Here is a 19,043-nt window from a genome sequence, read left to right as displayed (position 1 = left end):
TACCTCTAATTTTAGGAGATTTTTTTCTGCCATGTACGCCGTAAAATTTACATTTTTAGCACAATTTAGCACAAAATAAATCACTTGAAACCTATGTTAGGTTTAATGCAACGCTACTGTGCTTAAATATAGATATTGATTGGTTATGACATATCGCCGGAGAAGGTTAGAAGAATGAAGGTTGATTGGAATGTTCTTAAATGGTCACCCCCACGGATATTGGTAAGCGGGTTTGCTCTTATTATATTACTGGGTGCACTGTTATTATCCATGCCGTTTGCATCGGCGAACGGGGAGAGGCTGCCTTTTCTAGACGCATTGTTTACGGCTACGTCAGCCACCTGCGTAACGGGGCTGGTTGTCGTAGATACAGGAACTTATTTTTCGGTTGCGGGTCAAGTTATATTAATGTGCCTGTTCCAGCTCGGCGGTCTCGGCTTTATGACAATGGCAACGCTTGTCGCGCTCGTGCTGCGCAAGAAAATTTCATTACGCGAGCGGTTATTGCTGCAGGAGGCCATGAATCAATCGAGCATGGAAGGAATCGTAAGATTGATCAGGCGGGTTATTGTGTATTCATTAACAATTGAGTTTGTCGGATTTATCCTTTTTTCCAGCAGGTTTGCATTTGATATGCCTATAGGGAAAGCGTTGTTTTTCGGTGCATTCCACGCCGTATCCTTGTTCAATAACGCCGGGTTTGATATTTTCGGAGAATACCGCAGCCTTACGCTTTATGTGCAAGACCCGATCGTCAATATTACCGCAATGATGCTTATCATAACGGGAGGCTTGGGCTTTGTCGTTATGTCGGATCTAATGGAATTCCGTAAAAATCAAAGATTATCCCTTCACAGTAAAGTTGTTCTTTCCATGACGGGAACGTTAATTTTAGTGGGTACAATCGTTATTTTTATTTTTGAATTTTCCAATTCCAAGACGCTTGGTTCGTTGGACTGGAGTGGGAAAATTTGGTCTTCTTTTTTCCAATCCGTTACGCCTAGAACAGCTGGAGCCAACACGCTTGATTATACGGCTCTACGCCAGGCCACCGTATTTTTTACGATAATATTGATGTTCATCGGTGCGTCACCCGGGTCAACCGGCGGAGGAATCAAGACTACCACCTTTACGACTTTGATTGGTGCTGTTGTTGCTATGATCCGCGGACGTGACGACATAGTGCTCTTTCGATACCGGCTCGGCAAAGATAGGATTTTCAAGGCGCTAACCATTACCTTAATTTCACTAGGGCTGGTCATTATCGTTACGATGATCTTGTCGATGACCGAGGATCAAGCTTTTATTAAACTGTTGTTCGAAGCGACTTCAGCCTTCGGTACGGTAGGCTTGTCCGTTGGTGTTACGCCAGAGCTCAGCAATGTTGGGAAAATAGTCATTGCGTTAACGATGTTTGCCGGTCGGCTTGGTCCATTGACGCTTGCTTATGCGTTAGGGCCGCGCACAGAAAAAGAATTGTACCGGCATCCTGAAGGCAAAATTACGATTGGATAGGAGACATACGCAAGTGGGAACAAAGAAGAAGCAGTTTGTCATTATTGGATTAGGTCGGTTTGGCTCGAGCCTAGGACGGGAGCTCGTTGAGCTCGGTCATGAGGTGCTCGGCATTGACAAGGATGAAGAAGCCGTTCAGGAAATGAGCGGCGTGCTGACTTATGCCGTTTCGGCCGATTGCACAGATGAGGAAACGCTGCGTTCGCTCGGCGTGCGGAACTTTGACTGCGGTGTTGTCGCAATTGGCGATGACATTCAATCCAGTATTTTGACGACGATTCTGCTTAAGGACTTAGGCGTAAAGCAGGTTGTCGCCAAGGCGATGAGTGAGCTTCATGGCCGCGTGCTTGAGAAAATAGGCGTTGACCGTGTCGTCTATCCGGAGAGAGATATGGGAATCAGGGTTGCGCATCAGCTCGTTTCTCCGAACCTGCTCGATTATATTGAGCTGTCAAAGGAATATACGATAGCGGAGCTTACGGTACCTCAATGCTTGGACGGTAAATCGCTGCATGATTTAAATCCGCGCGCCAGATTTGGCTGCAGCATCGTAGCCATTAATAAGCCAAGCGGTATTATTATTGCGCCTACGGCAACGGACGTCCTTGCTTTACGCGATGTGATGGTTATTATTGGAACGAATGAGCAAATCGAAGACTTTGAGGAAACAGTAATTCGCTAAGAATCCTCAGCTTCAAGAACGGAAGTGAAAGCAGTTGGAAACCGCAGCAACACCCGTCATTCATCATCTGTTTATATTGCTTATTCTCATCGTAACAGCCGGTATGCTGGCAGGCCGAGCGGCTGTCCAACTTCGCATTCCTGATGTAGCTGCTTTTATTATAGTAGGCGTACTGCTTGGACAGGGCTTGCACTGGATCAATGAATCAAGCAGCTCCTTAATTAACCAGCTGGTATTAATAGTAGGCTCGACCGTTATTTTATTTGACGGAGGGCGCAATATTAGTCTCCCCGGGCTAAGCAAAGTGAAATGGACGGTTGCATTGCTAAGTGTTCCGGGTGTTCTTATAACCGTTGCGGTCGTAGGCACAGCTATCCATTTTATTTTCGGCATAGAATGGATGTACGCGCTTCTCGCAGCCTCTGTTATCGCTTCGACGGATCCGGCTTCGATCATACCGGTATTTCGACAGGTTTCCATTAGGAAGAAGGTACGCGAGACTGTTGAAAGCGAATCAGCTTTTAACGATGCGACCGGCTCCATTATTACGTTTGCCTTAATTGCTGCGATAATGGGGAAATCGGCATTAGAGGCTGGACCTCTGCTTTACCAGTTTGCTTATACAGCATTTGGCGGCATTGCATTAGGCCTGTTGGTCGGCGCTGTCTCTGTATTCGTTGTGGCTCATCTGAAGCTGGGCATTTTACGGGACTACACGACCATCGCCATGCTGGCAACGGCTTTGTCTGCATACTTGCTTGGTGATTTATTGCATGTAAGCGGCTTTATGGCTACCTTTGTAGCGGGACTAATATGGGGAAACCCTCGGTTTTTGAAGCTGCAATTAGATGAAAAAGAGTCGGAAATCGTTCACTTCTCAGATAACGTGACGGTAATGCTGCGCATGCTCATTTTTGTGCTGCTCGGCAGCCAATTCGATCTCGCCTTGCTGATCGAATATGGCTGGCAAAGCTTTGCGGTTATCATAGTGCTTATGTTTATCGCACGCCCCATTACGATTCTCGCCTGCAGCCTTCCTGATCGGAAGGCAGGCTGGCAAAAAAACGAGCTGCTATTTATGATGTGGGTGCGAGAGACTGGTGTCATTCCAGCTGTTTTATCCGGGATGATCACGAGCGCCGGTATTCAATATGCGGACAAGATCGCTTCGATAACATTAATGGCCATTCTCGTTACGGTTCTGCTTCAAGCTAGTACTACTGCGTTTATGGCAAAAAGGCTTGGCATGGATTCGGAAGCTTAATATTGGAAATGCTGAGGACATCAGCCTCTTTAGAGGCTGATGTCCTTTTTCGTAATATAAGAGTATAAATTTTTACCTTATACGATGTTTATATTTCACCGCGAAACGAACTTTTGCCGCCAAGGACGGCGTCAGCCGTTTACGCTTGTAGGGAAGCGTGCGGCCAGCTCATTAATCCATAGCCGAACGGAAGGGCTTAGCGCGGCGGAATCCGCATGAATGAGCGAGGTTGTCCGCTTCGTATCTTCGAGCTCGCGTATAGGCATGACGATAAGCTCGTTATCTTCAAGAAGCTGATTGCGCATGTAGGATTGTGGAAGGAGAGTTGCGGCTCTGCATGTATGAAGCAAGCGCAAAATCGCTTCGAACGAATCAATTTCCATCCGCACATCCGGCTGGAGATGATACTTGTCGAAGAGCTCGTCGGTAAGTAGCCGGTACCATGTACCCTTGGAGAACAAGATCATCGGCATGCCGGTCAAATCCTGTATGCCAAGCGCGCCTTTGTCGGTTATGACCTGATTGCGCGGCAGCACAAGCGATAAATGATCCTCGAACAAAGGAATGCACCGGAGCGTGGAATCCTCAATGCTGGAGGCGACAATCCCGATATCTGCTTTATGGTCGCGTACGAGCGATACAATTTCATGGGTTTTGCCCGTTACCGCTTTGATATCGATTTCAGGGTGAGTGGAAGTCAGCCGTTGGATCAAATCCGGCAGCGTCGTTTGCAGTGTCGTCAAACTTGCGCCTATCGTCAGCGTGGTATGTCCCGTAGATGTAAATTCAGAGACGGTTTGCAAATATTTGCGATGGAGCTGGCGCAGCTCAAGGGCATATTCATAGGTAAGCTGGCCGATCCGAGTAAGCTCCAGCCTTTTGCCGATTCGGCGAAATAACGGCGAGCCCAGCTCCTGCTCAAGCTTGGCTATTTTGCGGGAGAGCGCGGGCTGGGACAAATTAAGCAAAACCGAAGCTTTGTTCATGCTGGATTGCTCGACGATTACTGTAAAGACATGCATCTCTTCATTCATGAAAAAAGCTCCTTATGTCATTTTGTTATAAGAAATTATAAAAAATAAGCAATTCCATTATAAGATGAAAAGGAGTAGGATGGGAAGTGTGGCTAATATGTGTCGACTTTTGTTGACGGAGGTACATGCTGGGGTTACAATGTAGAATGATTTGCCAAGCGTAACAAGCTGATGCCAGCCCTCGGCGGCACAGCGCTTCATTTGCGCTGAAATATAAGCAATGTATAAAGGAATATCCGATACATTCTTATATTTTAAAAAAAGCATGCTAGCACTCACAGTTTTGAAAGGAGAAGGAATGACATGAAAGGAAACTCGTATTTCTCGCGCAAGCTTCACTCGCTTCTCGGGATCATTCCGCTCGGCGGATTCATCGTCGTGCATGGTCTGACTAACTACCAGGCATTTGAGCGTGGACCGGAAGGCTTCAGCAAAGGTGTACATTTTATCAACAGCTTGCCTGTGATCCCGCTGCTCGAGATTTTCGGCATTTACCTCCCGTTATTGTTTCATGGTATTTACGGCTTATATGTCGCTTACCAATCGAACACGAATACGGGACGCTTCAAATACGGACGGAACTGGGCATTCACTGCACAGCGCGTTACAGGGGTAATCACCTTTGTATTCGTATTCTGGCACGTATTCCAAACGCGGATCCAAGTATATCTCGGCAACATTACGCATGAAGAGCTGGGCTCAACGATGAATCAAATTGCAAGCAGCCCTGTTTATTTTGTGCTTTATGTGATCGGTGTACTCGCAGCCGTGTTCCACTTCAGCAATGGCCTCTGGGCATTTCTGATCAGCTGGGGCATTACGATCGGCCCGAAAGCTCAACGTATCTCTTCTTACATTTGCATGGGCGTTTTTGTTATTGTATCCGCTTTGTTTATTCTTTCGCTTATCGCATTTACCGGCGACGAATTTAAAGAAGCTGCAAGTGCGGCATTGGCATTTACGAATATCGGTTAGTTTGTAGACAAGGAGCGAAACGTTATGGCTAAAAATAAAATTATCATCGTTGGCGGCGGTCTTGCCGGCTTGATGGCTACCATCAAAGCGGCAGAAGCCGGCGTACACGTTGATCTGTTTTCACTAGTACCAGTCAAACGTTCCCACTCAGTATGCGCACAGGGCGGCATTAACGGCGCTGTTAATACAAAAGGAGAAGGCGATTCTCCATGGGAGCATTTCGACGATACGGTTTATGGCGGGGATTTCCTCGCAAATCAGCCGCCTGTTAAAGCAATGTGCGACGCGGCACCTGGCATTATCCACCTTATGGACCGGATGGGCGTTATGTTCAGCCGTACTGCCGAGGGTTTGCTAGACTTCCGTCGTTTCGGCGGCACGAAGCATTCGCGTACGGCCTTCGCAGGCGCGACGACTGGACAGCAGCTTCTGTATGCGCTGGACGAGCAAGTACGCCGGTGGGAAGCAGCGGGTCTAGTAAATAAATACGAGCACTGGGAATTCCTTGGCGCGGTCGTTGATGACGACGGCATTTGCCGCGGCGTATCAGCGCAGGATTTGCGTTCGATGGAAGTGCACACGGTTCGTGCGGATGCGGTTATTCTTGCATCAGGCGGTCCCGGCATTATTTTCGGAAAAACAACAAACTCGGTTATCAATACAGGTACGGCTGCCAGCGCGGTTTATCAGCAAGGCGTGAACTACGCGAACGGCGAATTCATTCAAATTCACCCGACAGCGATTCCAGGGGACGATAAGCTTCGCTTGATGTCCGAATCGGCACGCGGTGAAGGCGGACGGATCTGGACCTACAAAGACGGCAAGCCTTGGTACTTCCTTGAGGAAAAATATCCGGCTTACGGAAATCTGGTGCCTCGTGACATTGCAACACGTGAAATCTTCAGCGTATGCGTTGATCAGAAGCTTGGCATCAATCAGGAAAACATGGTTTACCTTGATCTTTCCCATAAAGATCCGAAGGAGCTTGACGTGAAGCTCGGCGGCATCATTGAAATTTATGAGAAGTTCATGGGCGATGACCCGCGCAAAATTCCAATGAAAATCTTCCCTGCGGTCCACTATTCGATGGGCGGCATGTGGGTCGATTACAACCAAATGACGAACATTCCTGGCTTGTTCGCAGCCGGTGAGTGCGAGTATCAATATCATGGCGCGAACCGTCTCGGCGCAAACTCGCTACTATCGGCCATTTACGGCGGTATGGTAGCTGGTCCGAAGGCCGTGGAATATATCAAAGGCTTGAAGAAATCAGCTGAAGATGTTGCTTCCTCCGTATTCGATCGCGAGAACAAGCGTCAAACGGATAAATACAACAGCATCATTAACATGAACGGCAATGAGAACGCGTATGTCATTCACAAAGAGCTTGGCGAATGGATGACGAACAACATGACGGTTGTACGCTTTAACGATAAGCTGGAGCAAACGATCCACAAGATCAAAGAGCTGAAGCAGCGTTACGCGAACATCAACATTAATGATACAGCGCAATGGAACAACGCGGGCGTGGCATTCACCCGTCAGCTTTGGAACATGCTTGAGCTTTCAGAAGCAATGACACTTGGCGGATTGCTGCGCAACGAGAGCCGCGGAGCTCATTACAAGCCTGATTTCCCGGATCGCGACGACGACCAATTCATGAAATCGACGATTGCGAAATGGACGAAGGAAGGTCCGCAAATTTCGTACGAGGACATCGATGTAAGCTTGATCAAGCCTCGTAAACGTGATTACTCGAGCGACAAGAAGAAAGGAGAATAACGATGGCTGAAACGACTGTAGCTACAAAATCGGTTAAGTTTATCATCACGCGCCAAGACACTCCTGATTCAAAGCCTTATACGGAAGAGTTCGAAATTCCTTACCGCGCGAATATGAACGTAATCAGCGGTTTAATGGAAATTCAGCGTAATCCGAAGAAGGCTGATGGCGCGAGCACGGCGCCCGTTTGCTGGGACTCCAATTGCTTGGAAGAAGTATGCGGAGCCTGCTCGATGGTCATTAACGGCAAGCCGCGTCAAGCATGCAGCGCGCTAGTTGACAAGCTGGAGCAGCCCATCCGTCTTGAGCCGATGAGCACATTCCCAGTTGTCCGTGACCTTGTCATTAACCGTGAACGTATGTTTGGCGCTCTAAAACGCGTGAAGGCATGGATTCCGATTGACGGTACGTATGATCTAGGTCCTGGACCGCGGATGGCAGAAACGAAGCGTCAATGGGCTTACGAGCTATCTAAATGCATGACATGCGGCGTTTGTCTCGAAGCTTGCCCGAACGTGAACGATCGGAACAGCTTTATCGGTCCTGCGGCTATTTCACAGGTTCGTTTGTTTAATGCTCATCCAACAGGTGAGATGAACAAAGAAGAACGTCTGGATGCGCTTATGTCTGACGGCGGTATCGAAGGCTGCGGAAACTCGCAAAACTGTGTTCGCGCATGTCCGAAGGGCATTCCGCTCACGACTTCAATCGCTGCAATCAACAAGGATACGACTAAACATTTATTCAAAAAATGGCTTGGCATGTAGGCTGAGCGATAGGATGGAAGCCCTCGAAATTTCGGGGGTTTCTTTTTTTTGATATATAAGAATTTATATGTTTTCACATATAAATGTGCTTATATATCTCCGCGAAACGACTGCTTTTGCCACAGAGGACGGCGACAGCCGTTTACGCTTGTATGATATTGATTATTATTATCAATGATAGAAGATTGGGAAACCTTTGTCAATTACGTTGGGAAGGGAATAAAAATTAACGGAGAAATAAAAAAAACCGCCATAGCGGTTTCTTAGCTTACATCCATTGTTCGCCCCATTTTTGAATGGACTCGATGACTGGCTCCAGTTCACGGCCTTTGCCGGTAAGCTCGTACTCGATGCGTACGGGCATTTCAGGATATACCTGACGTTTAATAATCGTTATCGTTTCCAGTTCTTTCATCCGGTCCGTCAGCATTTTGTCGCTCATCTCGGGAATTTGTTCTTTAATCTCTTTGAACCGCTTAGGTCCTCCAAGCAATACCCGGATAATTCTGCCAGTCCACTTCTTACCTAATATGTCGGCTGCGGCTTCATACTTTGGGCACATTGTCGAATAATCCAACCGTATCACCCCGCTTTTTGTAATACTATTGTAGCATATGAACAAACTAAAAGTAAGTTCATTTGAGTGGGAATAGGTGTTATTTCAATAATATATATTTACTATATAAAAGTTAGACGTAAAATGGAAGGCAGACACCTTTCATTATAAACGGATAATGATTAAACCGAGTATGGTAAAGGCAAAGGCTGTCCACTGTACGAGCGTAAGCTTCTCCTTGTAAAAAAAAATGGCACCTGCCGCTACAACAAGGCTGTTTGTTGCAAAGATAGGCGCAGCCAGATTGGCTTGCCCCGTGGCAAGCACGATCGCATAAAGCTGCAAGCCGCCGTACGAGAAAAGGCCGGCAACGATGCCGAGCCAAAGTCCAGTTTGTTCTGCGCTGCGGGATGAAGCAGTTTTTGCCGGAACAAGAAACCAGAAAAGCGAAAGGGCATAGGCAATAAATAAAATCGGAGCGCTGGGAAGCCCAAGTTCCTCTGTCACCTTGAGGCCGCCATTCCGGAGTGCGAACATGACGATCGCGGTTGCAACGAGCAGAAACCATCGTTTTTCCGTAATCGTAAGAGGTTCCTTCCGTTTATGGGCAATGAAGATGACCGCTAGCAGAAGCAGTGATATTCCAATGGCCTCAGAAGCACTTAACGGTTCTTTGTACCACCATGTGGCCATCGCGATGACTAAGATGATATTCATGTTCGTTAGCGGAGAGGTTAAGCTGGCCGGTCCAAAATGCAAGGCTTTCATAAACAAGGCATTGCCCCAAGCAGAACCTGCACCTATAATAATCCCGGCAACCCAAATCTGCGGATCGGAAAGCCGATCGAATGTTCCTTCAAGCGCAGCATGTACGCCAAAGCCAAGCGTTCCAGAGGCGTATAATCCGAGCAGGAGCGTCTTGGATGAGCCGCCGCGCATTTGTGATACCTTCATCCACCAGCCTGCTAGTCCGAATAAAACAGCGCTGCTGATGGCGGTAATGAGCCACATTGATGTTCAACCCCTCAAATTTGTTACACAAATGAAATAGTTCTGTTATCGTCTCATTACATTAAAGGGCTATTATAATAAACAAGACCCCCTTTTTTAATATATCCTTTGGGACCTGCAGCGTGCAGGTCCACTTTTTTGTCTTTTTTTACGCTTATATCGGTACGATGACCTGCTGGCGCTTACGATAATAAACCCAATGCATAAAGCCGATCTCCTTCAGTCTCTGCTCCACGAGCTCCCATTCATCGCCGACTCTGCTTGGCAGGTGGGCATCCGATCCGAAAGTCACGTTCACGCCAAAGTGCAGCGCGCGCTCTAGGATCGCATCTGACGGATACCAGCCGCCGACATACTTGGTGCTGCCGGATGTATTAATTTCGATGGAAACCCCGCACTCAGCGATGGTCTTGAGTGTATCGTCGATTTCAGCATTTGCCGGAACGTCGGAGAACGCGGGATAATAGCCCTTCATCGCGTCGATATGGCCCAAAATATCGAACATCCCGCTTTGCGCGGATTGCTTTATGAGATCATAATAGCTTCGTTTCACTTCGATATGCTGCTTTTCATTTAAGTTTTTCCAGCGGTTCCGGTTGAAAATGCTCACCTCGCCTACTTGATGGACGGAGCCGATCAAATAGTCGAAGGGAACACCTGCGTAAGCAGCCTTATAGCTCTCTATGTGCTGAGGGAAGAAATCGGACTCCATGCCAAGCAAAACCTCGATTTTACCTGTGTATTTCTCCTTTAAACGAAGAACCTCTTGCACGTAGTTGGCGAAGTCGCTTCTAGCCATCGCAATACCCGGAGAAGGCTGATCCTCCTTATGGAAGAAATAAGGGGAGTGATCTGAAATGCCGATCACTTGAAGCCCGGCCTCCAGGCCTGCAAGGATATAATCTTCGATAGTTCCGTCTGCATGACCGCATCTCACATGATGGGTATGTAAATCGAATTTCATTAGTATTCTCTCCTTGTCGGGTTTCTGAAATGGATGTTGTTTATTCGCTGCTTATAAATTGATGCTCGGGCATGCCCTTTAAGTCGCTAAGAAATTGCTGCATTGCGGTATTGATGTAGCGTCCGGATTTATAGACGACACCGACGGGATGGCTCATATCCAGCTCATTTACTTTAATCATCTTTAGAGTACCCAATCGAACCTCGTTCGCAATGGAAAGCTTTGAAACAACTGCTGCGCCCAAATTGATTTCTACCATGCGCTTTACTTCTTCGCTGCTCGAGACCTCCATGACAACATTTGGTTGTATGCCGTATTTGCGGAATATTTGATCGATGAATTTGCGGCCAAGCGTATCCGGAGCCAGCATGATCATCGGAATGTCCTTGAGTGTATCAAAGGTCGTATGCACAAGCCGGCTCATGGGATGAGATGGCGATACGACGAGCTCGAATGTATCGTAATAAAGAACGGAGGAGGTTACGTTCGGATTTTTTTCGGTAAGGTATGTAATTCCGATATCGACAGAGCCGTTTTCGACGCTGGTCATAACCTGGGATGAGGGCATGGAATGTATCGTTGTTTTGATTAGCGGAAATTGATTTTGAAAATAAGATAGCACGCGCGGCAAAATTTGTATGGCAATGGAGGAAGTGGTTCCAAGAAGAATATGACCCTGCGGCGTTAAATTCAAATCGGACAGCTTATGCTTAAGCTCTTCCACAATCGTAAGGATTTGTTCGGCATGCTCTAGAAATACTTGTCCATGATCCGTTAAAGTGACTGGCTGATTACGATCGATGAGGACCGTCTTGAACTCATCCTCCAGACTTTTGATTTGCGCCGATACGGCAGGCTGGGTCAGATTTAGCATCTCGCCAGCTTTCCGGAAGCTCATCGTTTTGGATATCGTTAGGAGTGTTTCAAGCTGACTAATGTTCACGTCAATCCCCCTTTCAAAGGTACAATATTCTCAAATATGTATTTTCTCATTATAAAGGATACAAGTTGCAACAGCAAAAAAAGGACTGCGGCGCTTAGGGCATGATGACCATCGCGCTTGCAGTCCTTCTGAACCTAACCGTTTGTGGCGCCTTACAACCATTCCTTCTTGCGGAAAATGTAGAACATGCTTATGCCAAGCAGCAGCATTATGCCAAGCAAAATGTAGGAACCGAGTCGAAGATGGAGACCTGGGATAAAGTCAAAGTTCATCCCGTATATTCCTGTAATAAAGGTGAGCGGCATGAATATCGTCGTAATCGCGGTAAATACGCGCATGATTTCATTGGCACGGTTAGATACGCTGGACTGATAGGCCTCACGCAAGTTACCCATGAGATCGCGGTACGTATCGAAGGACTCTGCAATTTTGAGAGCATTCTCATATATATCGCTAAAATATTTTTGCAGTTGATCGTCAATAAGCTTTAAGTCTTTCTTATTAAGGGTAGCAATGACGTCGCGCTGCGGGCCAAGCACCTTCTTCAGCCACAATATTTCACCGCGCAAACCGATAATTTCGTTCAAATGCGATTTTTTGGTATGCATCAAAATATCTTCTTCGAGCGCTTCGATCCGGTTGTCGATCCGATCGCCGACAAGAAAATAGTTATCGACGACAATGTCGACGAGATGGTACAAGAAATAATCGGGCCGGCTGACTTCCTGCTCCCACAGCACAGGCTTTAAAGAACGCAGCTCATTAATTTTCTGTTTCGTAACGGTTATAATAAAGTGGCGGCCGAGGAAAATGTTCAGCGCCCTTAGAAAAATTTCTTCATCATCAAATCGAATGCTGTTTATAACAATGAAATAATGGCTTTCGTATATTTCGATTTTTGGACGCTGCTCCTCTTCGCTGAGGCAGTCCTCGACGGCCAGGTCATGCATGCTGAACAGCGGCTGCAGAACGGCTAGATCCTCCACGTCAGCGTCAATCCAGTAAAAACCTTCTTTTGTGGGAACTAAAGTTTCATTAATATCATCTATGGTCGTAAAGATGCCATTGCTTACGAGACGTATTTTCATCCGGAGTTACTCCTTTCTTTCGTTAGAGGAAACTGCCGGCTGAATTGGACTTGGCCGGCAGTAACCGTATTCGATCGTTTTCAGGCTTCGGTCTGTCGCCTTCCATGTCCGTTTGCACCCCTTTATTAATGGAATAAAAGAAATAATTCTTGTCTAGTATACTCCCGCATCAGCTTTACATTCAAGCACAAAAACAACGGATTTTAAGGGATATCTTCAGGATATGCAAAGGAGCTTCTTGACGCGATTAACAGAATGCATTAAAGTAAAGTTGAAACGTAACCGCGGAAAATTGAATAGACTACTTTCTTATCAAGAGCAGGCGGAGGGACTAGCCCGATGAAGCCCGGCAACCGGCGTGAAAAACGCACGGTGCTAATTCTTGCGGAAACATTATTGTTTCTGAGAGATGAGAGAGGCGGATGGCTTATTTACTGAGCATACGACCTTTTCTCACAGCAGAAAGGGTCTTTTTCATGTTCAAGCGGTCATACTGCCTAATGAGGAGTGAAAACCATGCCTATTAAAGTACCAGACCATTTACCGGCAAAAGAAATTTTGAGCAACGAGAACATTTTCGTTATGGATGAGAGCATCGCCTACCATCAGGATATTAGGCCGCTCCGGATCGCCATCCTTAACTTAATGCCTACCAAGGAAACAACCGAAACGCAGCTGCTGAGACTCATCGGTAATACACCGCTTCAGGTGGAGGTTGTACTGCTTCATCCAAGGACGCATACTTCGAAAAATACATCAGCCGAACATCTGGAATCCTTTTATAAAACGTTTGATGAGATCTCGCATGAATATTATGACGGGCTCATCATTACGGGCGCACCGGTTGAGCATATGCCTTTCGAGGATGTGAACTACTGGGAGGAATTAAAGGAGATCATGGATTGGAGCGCAAGGCGCGTAACTTCCACATTCCATATTTGTTGGGCGGCTCAGGCAGGACTTTACCACCATTTCAATGTGCCAAAATACAACCTGGACAGCAAAATGTTCGGCGTTTATCCGCATACCATCGAGAAACGCAACGTGAATTTGCTGCGAGGCTTTGATGAAATGTTTTTTGTTCCGCAGTCGCGTCATACGGAGGTTCGCAGAGAGGATATCGGGTCGATTGATAACTTGGAAATCCTTTCGGAATCGGAGGATTCCGGCGTATATATTGTTGCTTCAAAAGACGGCAAACAAATTTTCGTTACAGGCCATTCCGAATACGATCCGACCTCACTCAAGTATGAATATGACCGTGATCAAGCCAAGGGGCTTAGCATAGATGTGCCGAAAAACTATTTCCCGGGAGATAATCCCGCAAATTTACCGCGATCGACTTGGCGCGCACATGCAAACCTGTTATTTTCAAATTGGCTAAACTACTATGTATACCAGCAAACACCGTTTGATTTGGGTGGAGGCATTTAATAATAAAAAAGGAGCGCTACATTACAATGAAAATTGAAAGTCAATTAGCTCAGATTGGATCGATTAAAGAGCCTGTCACCGGTGCAATAAGCTTTCCCGTTTATCAAGCAACGGCATTTCGTCACCCTAAGCTCGGACAAAGCACGGGATTCGATTATGCCCGAACAAAAAGTCCGACTCGGGCAGTACTTGAAGAAGCAGCTGCGCAATTAGAGGCTGGTGACGCGGCTTTTGCCTGCAGCTCCGGCATGGCCGCTTTGCAAACGATATTTGCATTGTTCAGCCAAGGCGACCATTTGATCGTATCACTTGATTTGTACGGCGGCACATACCGTCTGCTGGAGCGGATTATGTCTAGATTCGGCGTAACTGCGTCTTATGTGGATACGAACGATATCGATGCGATGTCGACGCTGTGGACGCCAAATACCAAAGCGGTGCTTATTGAAACGCCGACTAACCCGCTCATGATGATTACGGATATCGAACGCGTAGCGGCATGGGCGAAGTCGAAGGGCTTGCTCACTATCGTCGACAATACGCTGCTAACGCCGTTCTTCCAACGCCCAATCGAGCTTGGCGCTGACATTATCATTCACAGCGCGACCAAATATTTGGGCGGCCACAATGATGTGCTTGCAGGCCTAATCGTGACTAAGGGCAAGGAGCTGTCCGATGAAATGGCCTTCCTTCATAACTCGATCGGCGCGGTGCTTGGACCGCAGGATTCATGGCTGCTAATGAGAGGGATGAAGACGCTGGCACTCCGCATGGAGCGTCATCAACACAATGCGACAACGATCTCGAACTATTTGCTCGAGCATCCGGCTGTCGAGGATGTTTATTACCCTGCTCTGCCGCATCATCCCGGCCATGAAATTCAGAATAAGCAATCATCGGGCAATACGGGAATCTTCTCATTCCGACTCAAGGATGCCCGTTATATCGAACCGATTCTTCGTCATATCAAGCTTATTGCTTTCGCGGAAAGCCTCGGCGGCGTAGAATCCTTAATGACCTACCCGGCCGTACAAACGCATGCGGATATTCCGCTTGAAATCCGTCAAGCCATTGGCGTTGATGACCGCCTGCTTCGTTTCTCTGTCGGAATTGAGCATGCGGATGATTTAATCGCTGACCTTGCGCAGGCGCTGGAAGCAGCAAGACGCGAAATCGAGGAGGTTCAATAACCGATGAGCAATGAAACGAACAATAAGAAACCTCAGGATCGGCGTTTTGCTACGAAGCTGCTTCATTTTGGCGCAGAGATTGATGAACAGACGGGCGCTTCAAGCGTACCGATCTTTCAAGCTTCAACGTTCCATCATCATGATATTTTCGAGCCGCCGCAATATGATTACAGCCGCTCTGGCAACCCTACCCGTCAAGCGCTCGAAGATTATATCGCGCTGCTTGAAGGTGGAGCACGCGGCTTCGCTTTTGCCTCAGGCATGGCTGCAATCTCAACTACGTTCCTGCTGCTGTCTCAAGGGGAGCATGTTATTGTAACGGAGGATGTATACGGCGGAACGTACCGTTTGCTTACATCAATTTTGGATCGGCTAGGCATTGAATCTACATTTGTTGACATGACCGATTTCGAGGCGGTTAAAGCAGCGCTTAAGCCAAATACGAAAGCGGTCTTTATGGAGACGCCTTCGAACCCGACGCTCAAAATTACGAATATTGCAGAGACTACTGGGTGGGCGAAGGAGCACGGACTGCTTACCATGCTCGACAATACGTTTATGACTCCGTACCATCAACGTCCGATTGAGCTTGGCGTAGACATTGTGCTGCACAGCGCAACGAAATTTCTAAGCGGGCACAGCGATGTGCTGGCCGGTCTTGCGGTAACCGCCGACGAAGCGTTAGGCAAGCGTCTGAAGCAGCTTCAAAATGGAATGGGCACTGTGCTTAGCGCGCAGGAGTCTTGGCTGCTGATGCGGGGAATGAAGACGCTGCAAACCCGGATGGAGCATAGCGAGCGCAGCGCGCGCAGATTGGCTGAATGGCTCTCAGAGCATAAGGAAGTATCAGCTGTTTATTATCCTGGTCTTCCTAATCATCCAGGCCGGGCCATTCACGAGAAGCAATCACTTGGATATGGGGCTGTCGTTTCCTTCGATGTAGGAAGCGGAGAACGTGCTAAAGCCATGCTGAATAAAGTCCAAATCCCGCTTGTAGCGGTAAGTCTGGGCGCGGTGGAGAGCATCTTGTCCTATCCGGCGATGATGTCGCATGCGGCAATGCCTAAAGAAGTTCGTCACGCCCGCGGCATTACGGACGGCTTGGTACGGTATTCAGTGGGACTAGAGGATATTGAGGATCTTATCGAGGATTTAGATAACGCGCTTCGTGCCTAAAAGGGATGAAATGCAAGAAAAACACGGTTGTTCTTACGAACACGCCGTGTTTTTCCTTATTTCAAGGCGAGAGAGCATCATATGGCATGTGACTTCAACCAGCAATTTATGATAGGATAAAGTGATCGATTGTTTACTCAGAACGGGAATTTACTAAGAACGGGAATAAGGAGGTCTTGCGGAATGGGAACGTTGGACCATATTTTGGATAAAGCATTGCGCGGCGAGCGAATTGCGCTCGAAGAAGGCATGGAGCTGCTCGCTTCAGATCAGATTGAGAAAATGGGGCATGTAGCCAATCAGATCATGCTGAGGCATCATCCAGAGCCAATTACGACTTTTGTTGTTGGCCGGAATGTAAATTACACGAACGTTTGCGATGTTTATTGCCGTTTCTGCGCATTTTATCGCGCGCCGGGCTCCAAGGAAGGTTATGTCCTGCCGGATGAAACGATTTTGAGCAAAATTCAAGAGACCGTCAATGTTGGCGGTACGGAAATTCTAATGCAGGGCGGTACGAATCCGAATTTGCCGTTTACGTATTATTTGGACCTGCTCCGCAAAATCAAACAGCATTTTCCGGATATTACGATGCACTCCTTCTCTCCTGCGGAAATTCAGAAGATGAAGGTCGTATCCGATGGTCTTTCGCTGGATGAAGTCATCAGGCAGCTGCATGAAGCTGGTCTCGATTCTTTGCCGGGGGGCGGAGCTGAAATATTGGATGACCGTACCCGCCGCAAGATAAGCCGGATGAAGGGCTCATGGACGGACTGGATGGATGTCATGAAGTCGGCTCACCGCCATGGGATGAATACAACGGCTACAATGGTGTACGGACTAGGCGAGACGGTTGAAGAGCGTGCACTGCATATGCTCCGCATCCGTGACGCTCAAGATGAATGTATTGCGAACAAATATGATTCCACTGGATTTTTGGCGTTTATTTCTTGGCCGTTCCAGCCGGACAATACGAATCTGAAGCTTGAGAAAGCAAAGCCAGAAGAGTATCTCCGTATCGTTGCGGCAAGCCGCATCATGCTTGATAACATACCGAATTTCCAATCGTCATGGGTGACGATGGGGCCTGAGATGGGTAAGCTGTCGCTATCATACGGCTGCAACGACTTCGGAAGCACGATGATTGAGGAAAATGTAGTTTCGGCTGCCGGAACGACACATAAAGTCAACATTGAACTTATTCTTGAACTCATTCGCGAGGTTGGCAAAATTCCAGCCCAGCGTGATACAAAATATAATATTTTGAAAATTTATAATGAAACGGATAAAGCCGATCTTGATTTTGTCATGCAAAACTAAGCTCGCTTCAGGTGACGATTATAAATGATTAGACGTTTGTGTATTGTTTCTCCTTAACCGGACGGAGCATTATACAAACGTTTTTTTGTTATCTTGCTTCCCTTACATTCCAATGTCTTCATCGTATATCCCCGTACGCGGCACCATATACTGATAAGGAAGGAAAGGGGTGAGCTTATGGAGCTATTCACGGTATCGTTGCCTGCAAGTCTCCAAAAGTCAGTGAGTAAACTAATGGAATTATTGAAGGAACAAGCGCTCGTCGATTTACATATCGGCTCAAAAACGGAGCAGCCTGCGGTAATTGAGTTTTTGCAGACATCCGAGCAGGATGTTCGGTGTCAGGCTATACTACCGCATTTTCAGCTAAAGCTTCATGCTCAAGCTGTTTATCATGCAGCAGCGTTAGGTGTTGCTGAATTTGTTGTAAGCGAAATGGAGCCTGGCATGCTTGCGGCTATTATTCGCAAGAAGTATCGCAACAATAATTCGGCCGATGCGGCCGCGATCGAAAAGTATTGCCATGATTTGCTTCACGGCAAAGAATGGGATGGTTTAGGTACAAGATTTTTAGATGCAGATCGATTGAGGCGCAAGAATAAGGTTGCAGCTGAGGTCGAACTTTTTTTACAAGAAAATACCGAGCTAAACGTGAAGGGATTTACCTCCTTCAGGCTTGAGCCATACCGCAAGGAATTAGCTGAGGTAGTAGAATACGCATTGGATGAATATGTCCTTGATAAACAATACCAGGAGTTTATTTCCCTGTTAAAATATTTCGTGTTTCTTCAGGACACGAAGCTGCCGATGGTTCATTTGCTGCATAAAGGCGGGCATGATTTTATGCTTTACGATAATAGCTTTCAGCCGATTGATCCCAATCCTCCATCAGACCGAATCGTAGCAGAAATGCTTGAAACGGAAATGAATATCGAGGATATGGTGATCAGCTCATTGATTGCTGTATCGCCAAAGCATATTACGATTCATACGAGACAGCCTGACATGCAGGTTATCCGCACGATTGAAACGATTTTTGATCAGAGGGTAACGGTATGTGTACAATGCGCATCCTGCAGCAGCAGCCTCGATGAGCTCGTTCAGCCGTAAAGGAAACGAGCGGTACCCTGTCAATTGTCTGTGAAAATGTCACTTTAACTGTTCTATGAAAATGTCACTTGCTAAAATGGAGGCCGCCCTTACCAGGAGGCCTCTGAAAAACTGTTGTGCTGTGAATACATAGCATCTTGGAAGGCTCTGCGTTTTGTGTTACGGTTAGTAATGTTGTTGTCATACGTGGTTTTCCACGGATGATCGTCGGCGGGTTTGCGTTGGGGCGCAG

Annotated in this window: 17 protein-coding genes, 1 pseudogene and 1 riboswitch; of the genes and pseudogenes, 11 read left to right on the top strand and 7 right to left on the bottom strand. The window is 47.1% G+C overall.

The window, feature by feature from the left end; all coding sequences use genetic code 11:
• Positions 1–174 precede the first annotated feature (174 nt).
• The 3 genes from RCO25_RS32800 to RCO25_RS32790 are packed head-to-tail and all read left to right on the top strand — an operon-like array spanning position 175 to position 3,461.
• Positions 175–1,515, top strand: coding sequence for a TrkH family potassium uptake protein (locus tag RCO25_RS32800; protein ID WP_309000268.1), 1,341 nt, complete (start codon positions 175–177; stop codon positions 1,513–1,515).
• Between the two features lie 13 nt (positions 1,516–1,528).
• On the top strand, positions 1,529–2,197 hold the full coding sequence (locus RCO25_RS32795; RefSeq protein ID WP_309000267.1) for a potassium channel family protein: 669 nt from the start codon (positions 1,529–1,531) through the stop codon (positions 2,195–2,197).
• 34 nt (positions 2,198–2,231) lie between these two features.
• Entirely contained in the window at positions 2,232–3,461 is a 1,230-nt protein-coding gene (locus tag RCO25_RS32790) for a cation:proton antiporter (protein WP_309000266.1), read from the top strand.
• Positions 3,462–3,592: 131 nt separating this feature from the next.
• Here the strand turns inward: RCO25_RS32790 and RCO25_RS32785 are convergent, their stop codons facing one another.
• Positions 3,593–4,495 (bottom strand): LysR family transcriptional regulator, encoded by a 903-nt coding sequence (locus RCO25_RS32785; RefSeq protein ID WP_309000265.1) that lies wholly within the window; start codon positions 4,493–4,495, stop codon positions 3,593–3,595.
• A gap of 303 nt (positions 4,496–4,798) precedes the next feature.
• Here RCO25_RS32785 and RCO25_RS32780 point away from each other — a divergent pair, with 303 nt between their 5' ends.
• The 3 genes from RCO25_RS32780 to sdhB are packed head-to-tail and all read left to right on the top strand — an operon-like array spanning position 4,799 to position 8,019.
• Positions 4,799–5,470, top strand: a complete 672-nt coding sequence (locus RCO25_RS32780; RefSeq protein WP_309000264.1) for a succinate dehydrogenase cytochrome b558 subunit — start codon at positions 4,799–4,801, stop codon at positions 5,468–5,470.
• A 24-nt stretch (positions 5,471–5,494) separates the two neighbouring features.
• Positions 5,495–7,252 carry a succinate dehydrogenase flavoprotein subunit gene (gene sdhA / locus RCO25_RS32775; protein ID WP_309000263.1) on the top strand — a complete coding sequence of 586 codons (1,758 nt, stop codon included), beginning with the start codon at positions 5,495–5,497 and terminating at the stop codon, positions 7,250–7,252.
• 2 nt (positions 7,253–7,254) lie between these two features.
• Positions 7,255–8,019 (top strand): succinate dehydrogenase iron-sulfur subunit, encoded by a 765-nt coding sequence (gene sdhB / locus RCO25_RS32770; RefSeq protein WP_309000262.1) that lies wholly within the window; start codon positions 7,255–7,257, stop codon positions 8,017–8,019.
• 268 nt (positions 8,020–8,287) lie between these two features.
• Here the strand turns inward: sdhB and RCO25_RS32765 are convergent, their stop codons facing one another.
• The 5 genes from RCO25_RS32765 to corA form a co-directional block, all read right to left on the bottom strand.
• On the bottom strand, positions 8,288–8,596 hold the full coding sequence (locus tag RCO25_RS32765; protein ID WP_053371996.1) for a winged helix-turn-helix transcriptional regulator: 309 nt from the start codon (positions 8,594–8,596) through the stop codon (positions 8,288–8,290).
• Positions 8,597–8,740: 144 nt separating this feature from the next.
• Positions 8,741–9,586: a DMT family transporter gene (locus RCO25_RS32760; protein WP_309000261.1), complete on the bottom strand. Its 846-nt coding sequence runs from the start codon at positions 9,584–9,586 to the stop codon at positions 8,741–8,743.
• Positions 9,587–9,740: 154 nt separating this feature from the next.
• Complete coding sequence (locus tag RCO25_RS32755; RefSeq protein WP_309000260.1) at positions 9,741–10,550, bottom strand: histidinol-phosphatase; 810 nt, start codon at positions 10,548–10,550, stop codon at positions 9,741–9,743.
• A gap of 40 nt (positions 10,551–10,590) precedes the next feature.
• The gene (locus RCO25_RS32750) at positions 10,591–11,493 is read right to left on the bottom strand and encodes a LysR family transcriptional regulator (RefSeq protein WP_309000259.1); all 903 of its coding nucleotides are present in this window, start codon (positions 11,491–11,493) and stop codon (positions 10,591–10,593) included.
• A 152-nt stretch (positions 11,494–11,645) separates the two neighbouring features.
• Positions 11,646–12,581, bottom strand: coding sequence for a magnesium/cobalt transporter CorA (corA, locus tag RCO25_RS32745; protein WP_309000258.1), 936 nt, complete (start codon positions 12,579–12,581; stop codon positions 11,646–11,648).
• A 306-nt stretch (positions 12,582–12,887) separates the two neighbouring features.
• A riboswitch (SAM riboswitch) is annotated at positions 12,888–12,997 on the top strand.
• A 100-nt stretch (positions 12,998–13,097) separates the two neighbouring features.
• Between corA and metA the strand changes: the two genes are divergently transcribed.
• The 5 genes from metA to RCO25_RS32720 all read left to right on the top strand — a co-directional run bounded on the left by metA (position 13,098) and on the right by RCO25_RS32720 (position 18,811).
• The gene (gene metA / locus RCO25_RS32740) at positions 13,098–14,015 is read left to right on the top strand and encodes a homoserine O-acetyltransferase MetA (protein ID WP_309000257.1); all 918 of its coding nucleotides are present in this window, start codon (positions 13,098–13,100) and stop codon (positions 14,013–14,015) included.
• Positions 14,016–14,041: 26 nt separating this feature from the next.
• On the top strand, positions 14,042–15,205 hold the full coding sequence (locus RCO25_RS32735; protein ID WP_309000256.1) for an aminotransferase class I/II-fold pyridoxal phosphate-dependent enzyme: 1,164 nt from the start codon (positions 14,042–14,044) through the stop codon (positions 15,203–15,205).
• Between the two features lie 3 nt (positions 15,206–15,208).
• Positions 15,209–16,381 (top strand): trans-sulfuration enzyme family protein, encoded by a 1,173-nt coding sequence (locus RCO25_RS32730; RefSeq protein ID WP_309000255.1) that lies wholly within the window; start codon positions 15,209–15,211, stop codon positions 16,379–16,381.
• Positions 16,382–16,564: 183 nt separating this feature from the next.
• Complete coding sequence (gene mqnC, locus RCO25_RS32725) at positions 16,565–17,701, top strand: cyclic dehypoxanthinyl futalosine synthase (RefSeq protein ID WP_309000254.1); 1,137 nt, start codon at positions 16,565–16,567, stop codon at positions 17,699–17,701.
• A gap of 177 nt (positions 17,702–17,878) precedes the next feature.
• A complete protein-coding gene (locus RCO25_RS32720; RefSeq protein WP_309000253.1) occupies positions 17,879–18,811 on the top strand; it encodes a putative sporulation protein YtxC in 933 nt (310 codons plus the stop codon).
• A gap of 89 nt (positions 18,812–18,900) precedes the next feature.
• Here RCO25_RS32720 and RCO25_RS35170 read toward each other — a convergent pair.
• Positions 18,901–19,043 (bottom strand): annotated as a pseudogene (locus RCO25_RS35170) (ISNCY family transposase); the annotation flags it as partial.

The organism is Paenibacillus sp. LHD-38 (genome assembly GCF_031157315.1).
Taxonomy (GTDB): Bacteria; Bacillota; Bacilli; order Paenibacillales; family Paenibacillaceae; genus Pristimantibacillus.
This window is presented reverse-complemented; position numbering and strand designations above follow the sequence as displayed.

Coding starts and splice junctions, on each gene's coding strand:
- mqnC (WP_309000254.1), top strand. CDS start 16,565: ATGGGAACGTTGGACCATATTTTGGATAAAGCATTGCGCGGCGAGCGA.
- RCO25_RS32800 (WP_309000268.1), top strand. CDS start 175: ATGAAGGTTGATTGGAATGTTCTTAAATGGTCACCCCCACGGATATTG.
- RCO25_RS32755 (WP_309000260.1), bottom strand. CDS start 10,550: ATGAAATTCGATTTACATACCCATCATGTGAGATGCGGTCATGCAGAC.
- metA (WP_309000257.1), top strand. CDS start 13,098: ATGCCTATTAAAGTACCAGACCATTTACCGGCAAAAGAAATTTTGAGC.
- sdhA (WP_309000263.1), top strand. CDS start 5,495: ATGGCTAAAAATAAAATTATCATCGTTGGCGGCGGTCTTGCCGGCTTG.
- sdhB (WP_309000262.1), top strand. CDS start 7,255: ATGGCTGAAACGACTGTAGCTACAAAATCGGTTAAGTTTATCATCACG.
- RCO25_RS32735 (WP_309000256.1), top strand. CDS start 14,042: ATGAAAATTGAAAGTCAATTAGCTCAGATTGGATCGATTAAAGAGCCT.
- RCO25_RS32730 (WP_309000255.1), top strand. CDS start 15,209: ATGAGCAATGAAACGAACAATAAGAAACCTCAGGATCGGCGTTTTGCT.
- RCO25_RS32760 (WP_309000261.1), bottom strand. CDS start 9,586: ATGTGGCTCATTACCGCCATCAGCAGCGCTGTTTTATTCGGACTAGCA.
- RCO25_RS32720 (WP_309000253.1), top strand. CDS start 17,879: ATGGAGCTATTCACGGTATCGTTGCCTGCAAGTCTCCAAAAGTCAGTG.
- RCO25_RS32780 (WP_309000264.1), top strand. CDS start 4,799: ATGAAAGGAAACTCGTATTTCTCGCGCAAGCTTCACTCGCTTCTCGGG.
- RCO25_RS32785 (WP_309000265.1), bottom strand. CDS start 4,495: ATGAATGAAGAGATGCATGTCTTTACAGTAATCGTCGAGCAATCCAGC.
- corA (WP_309000258.1), bottom strand. CDS start 12,581: ATGAAAATACGTCTCGTAAGCAATGGCATCTTTACGACCATAGATGAT.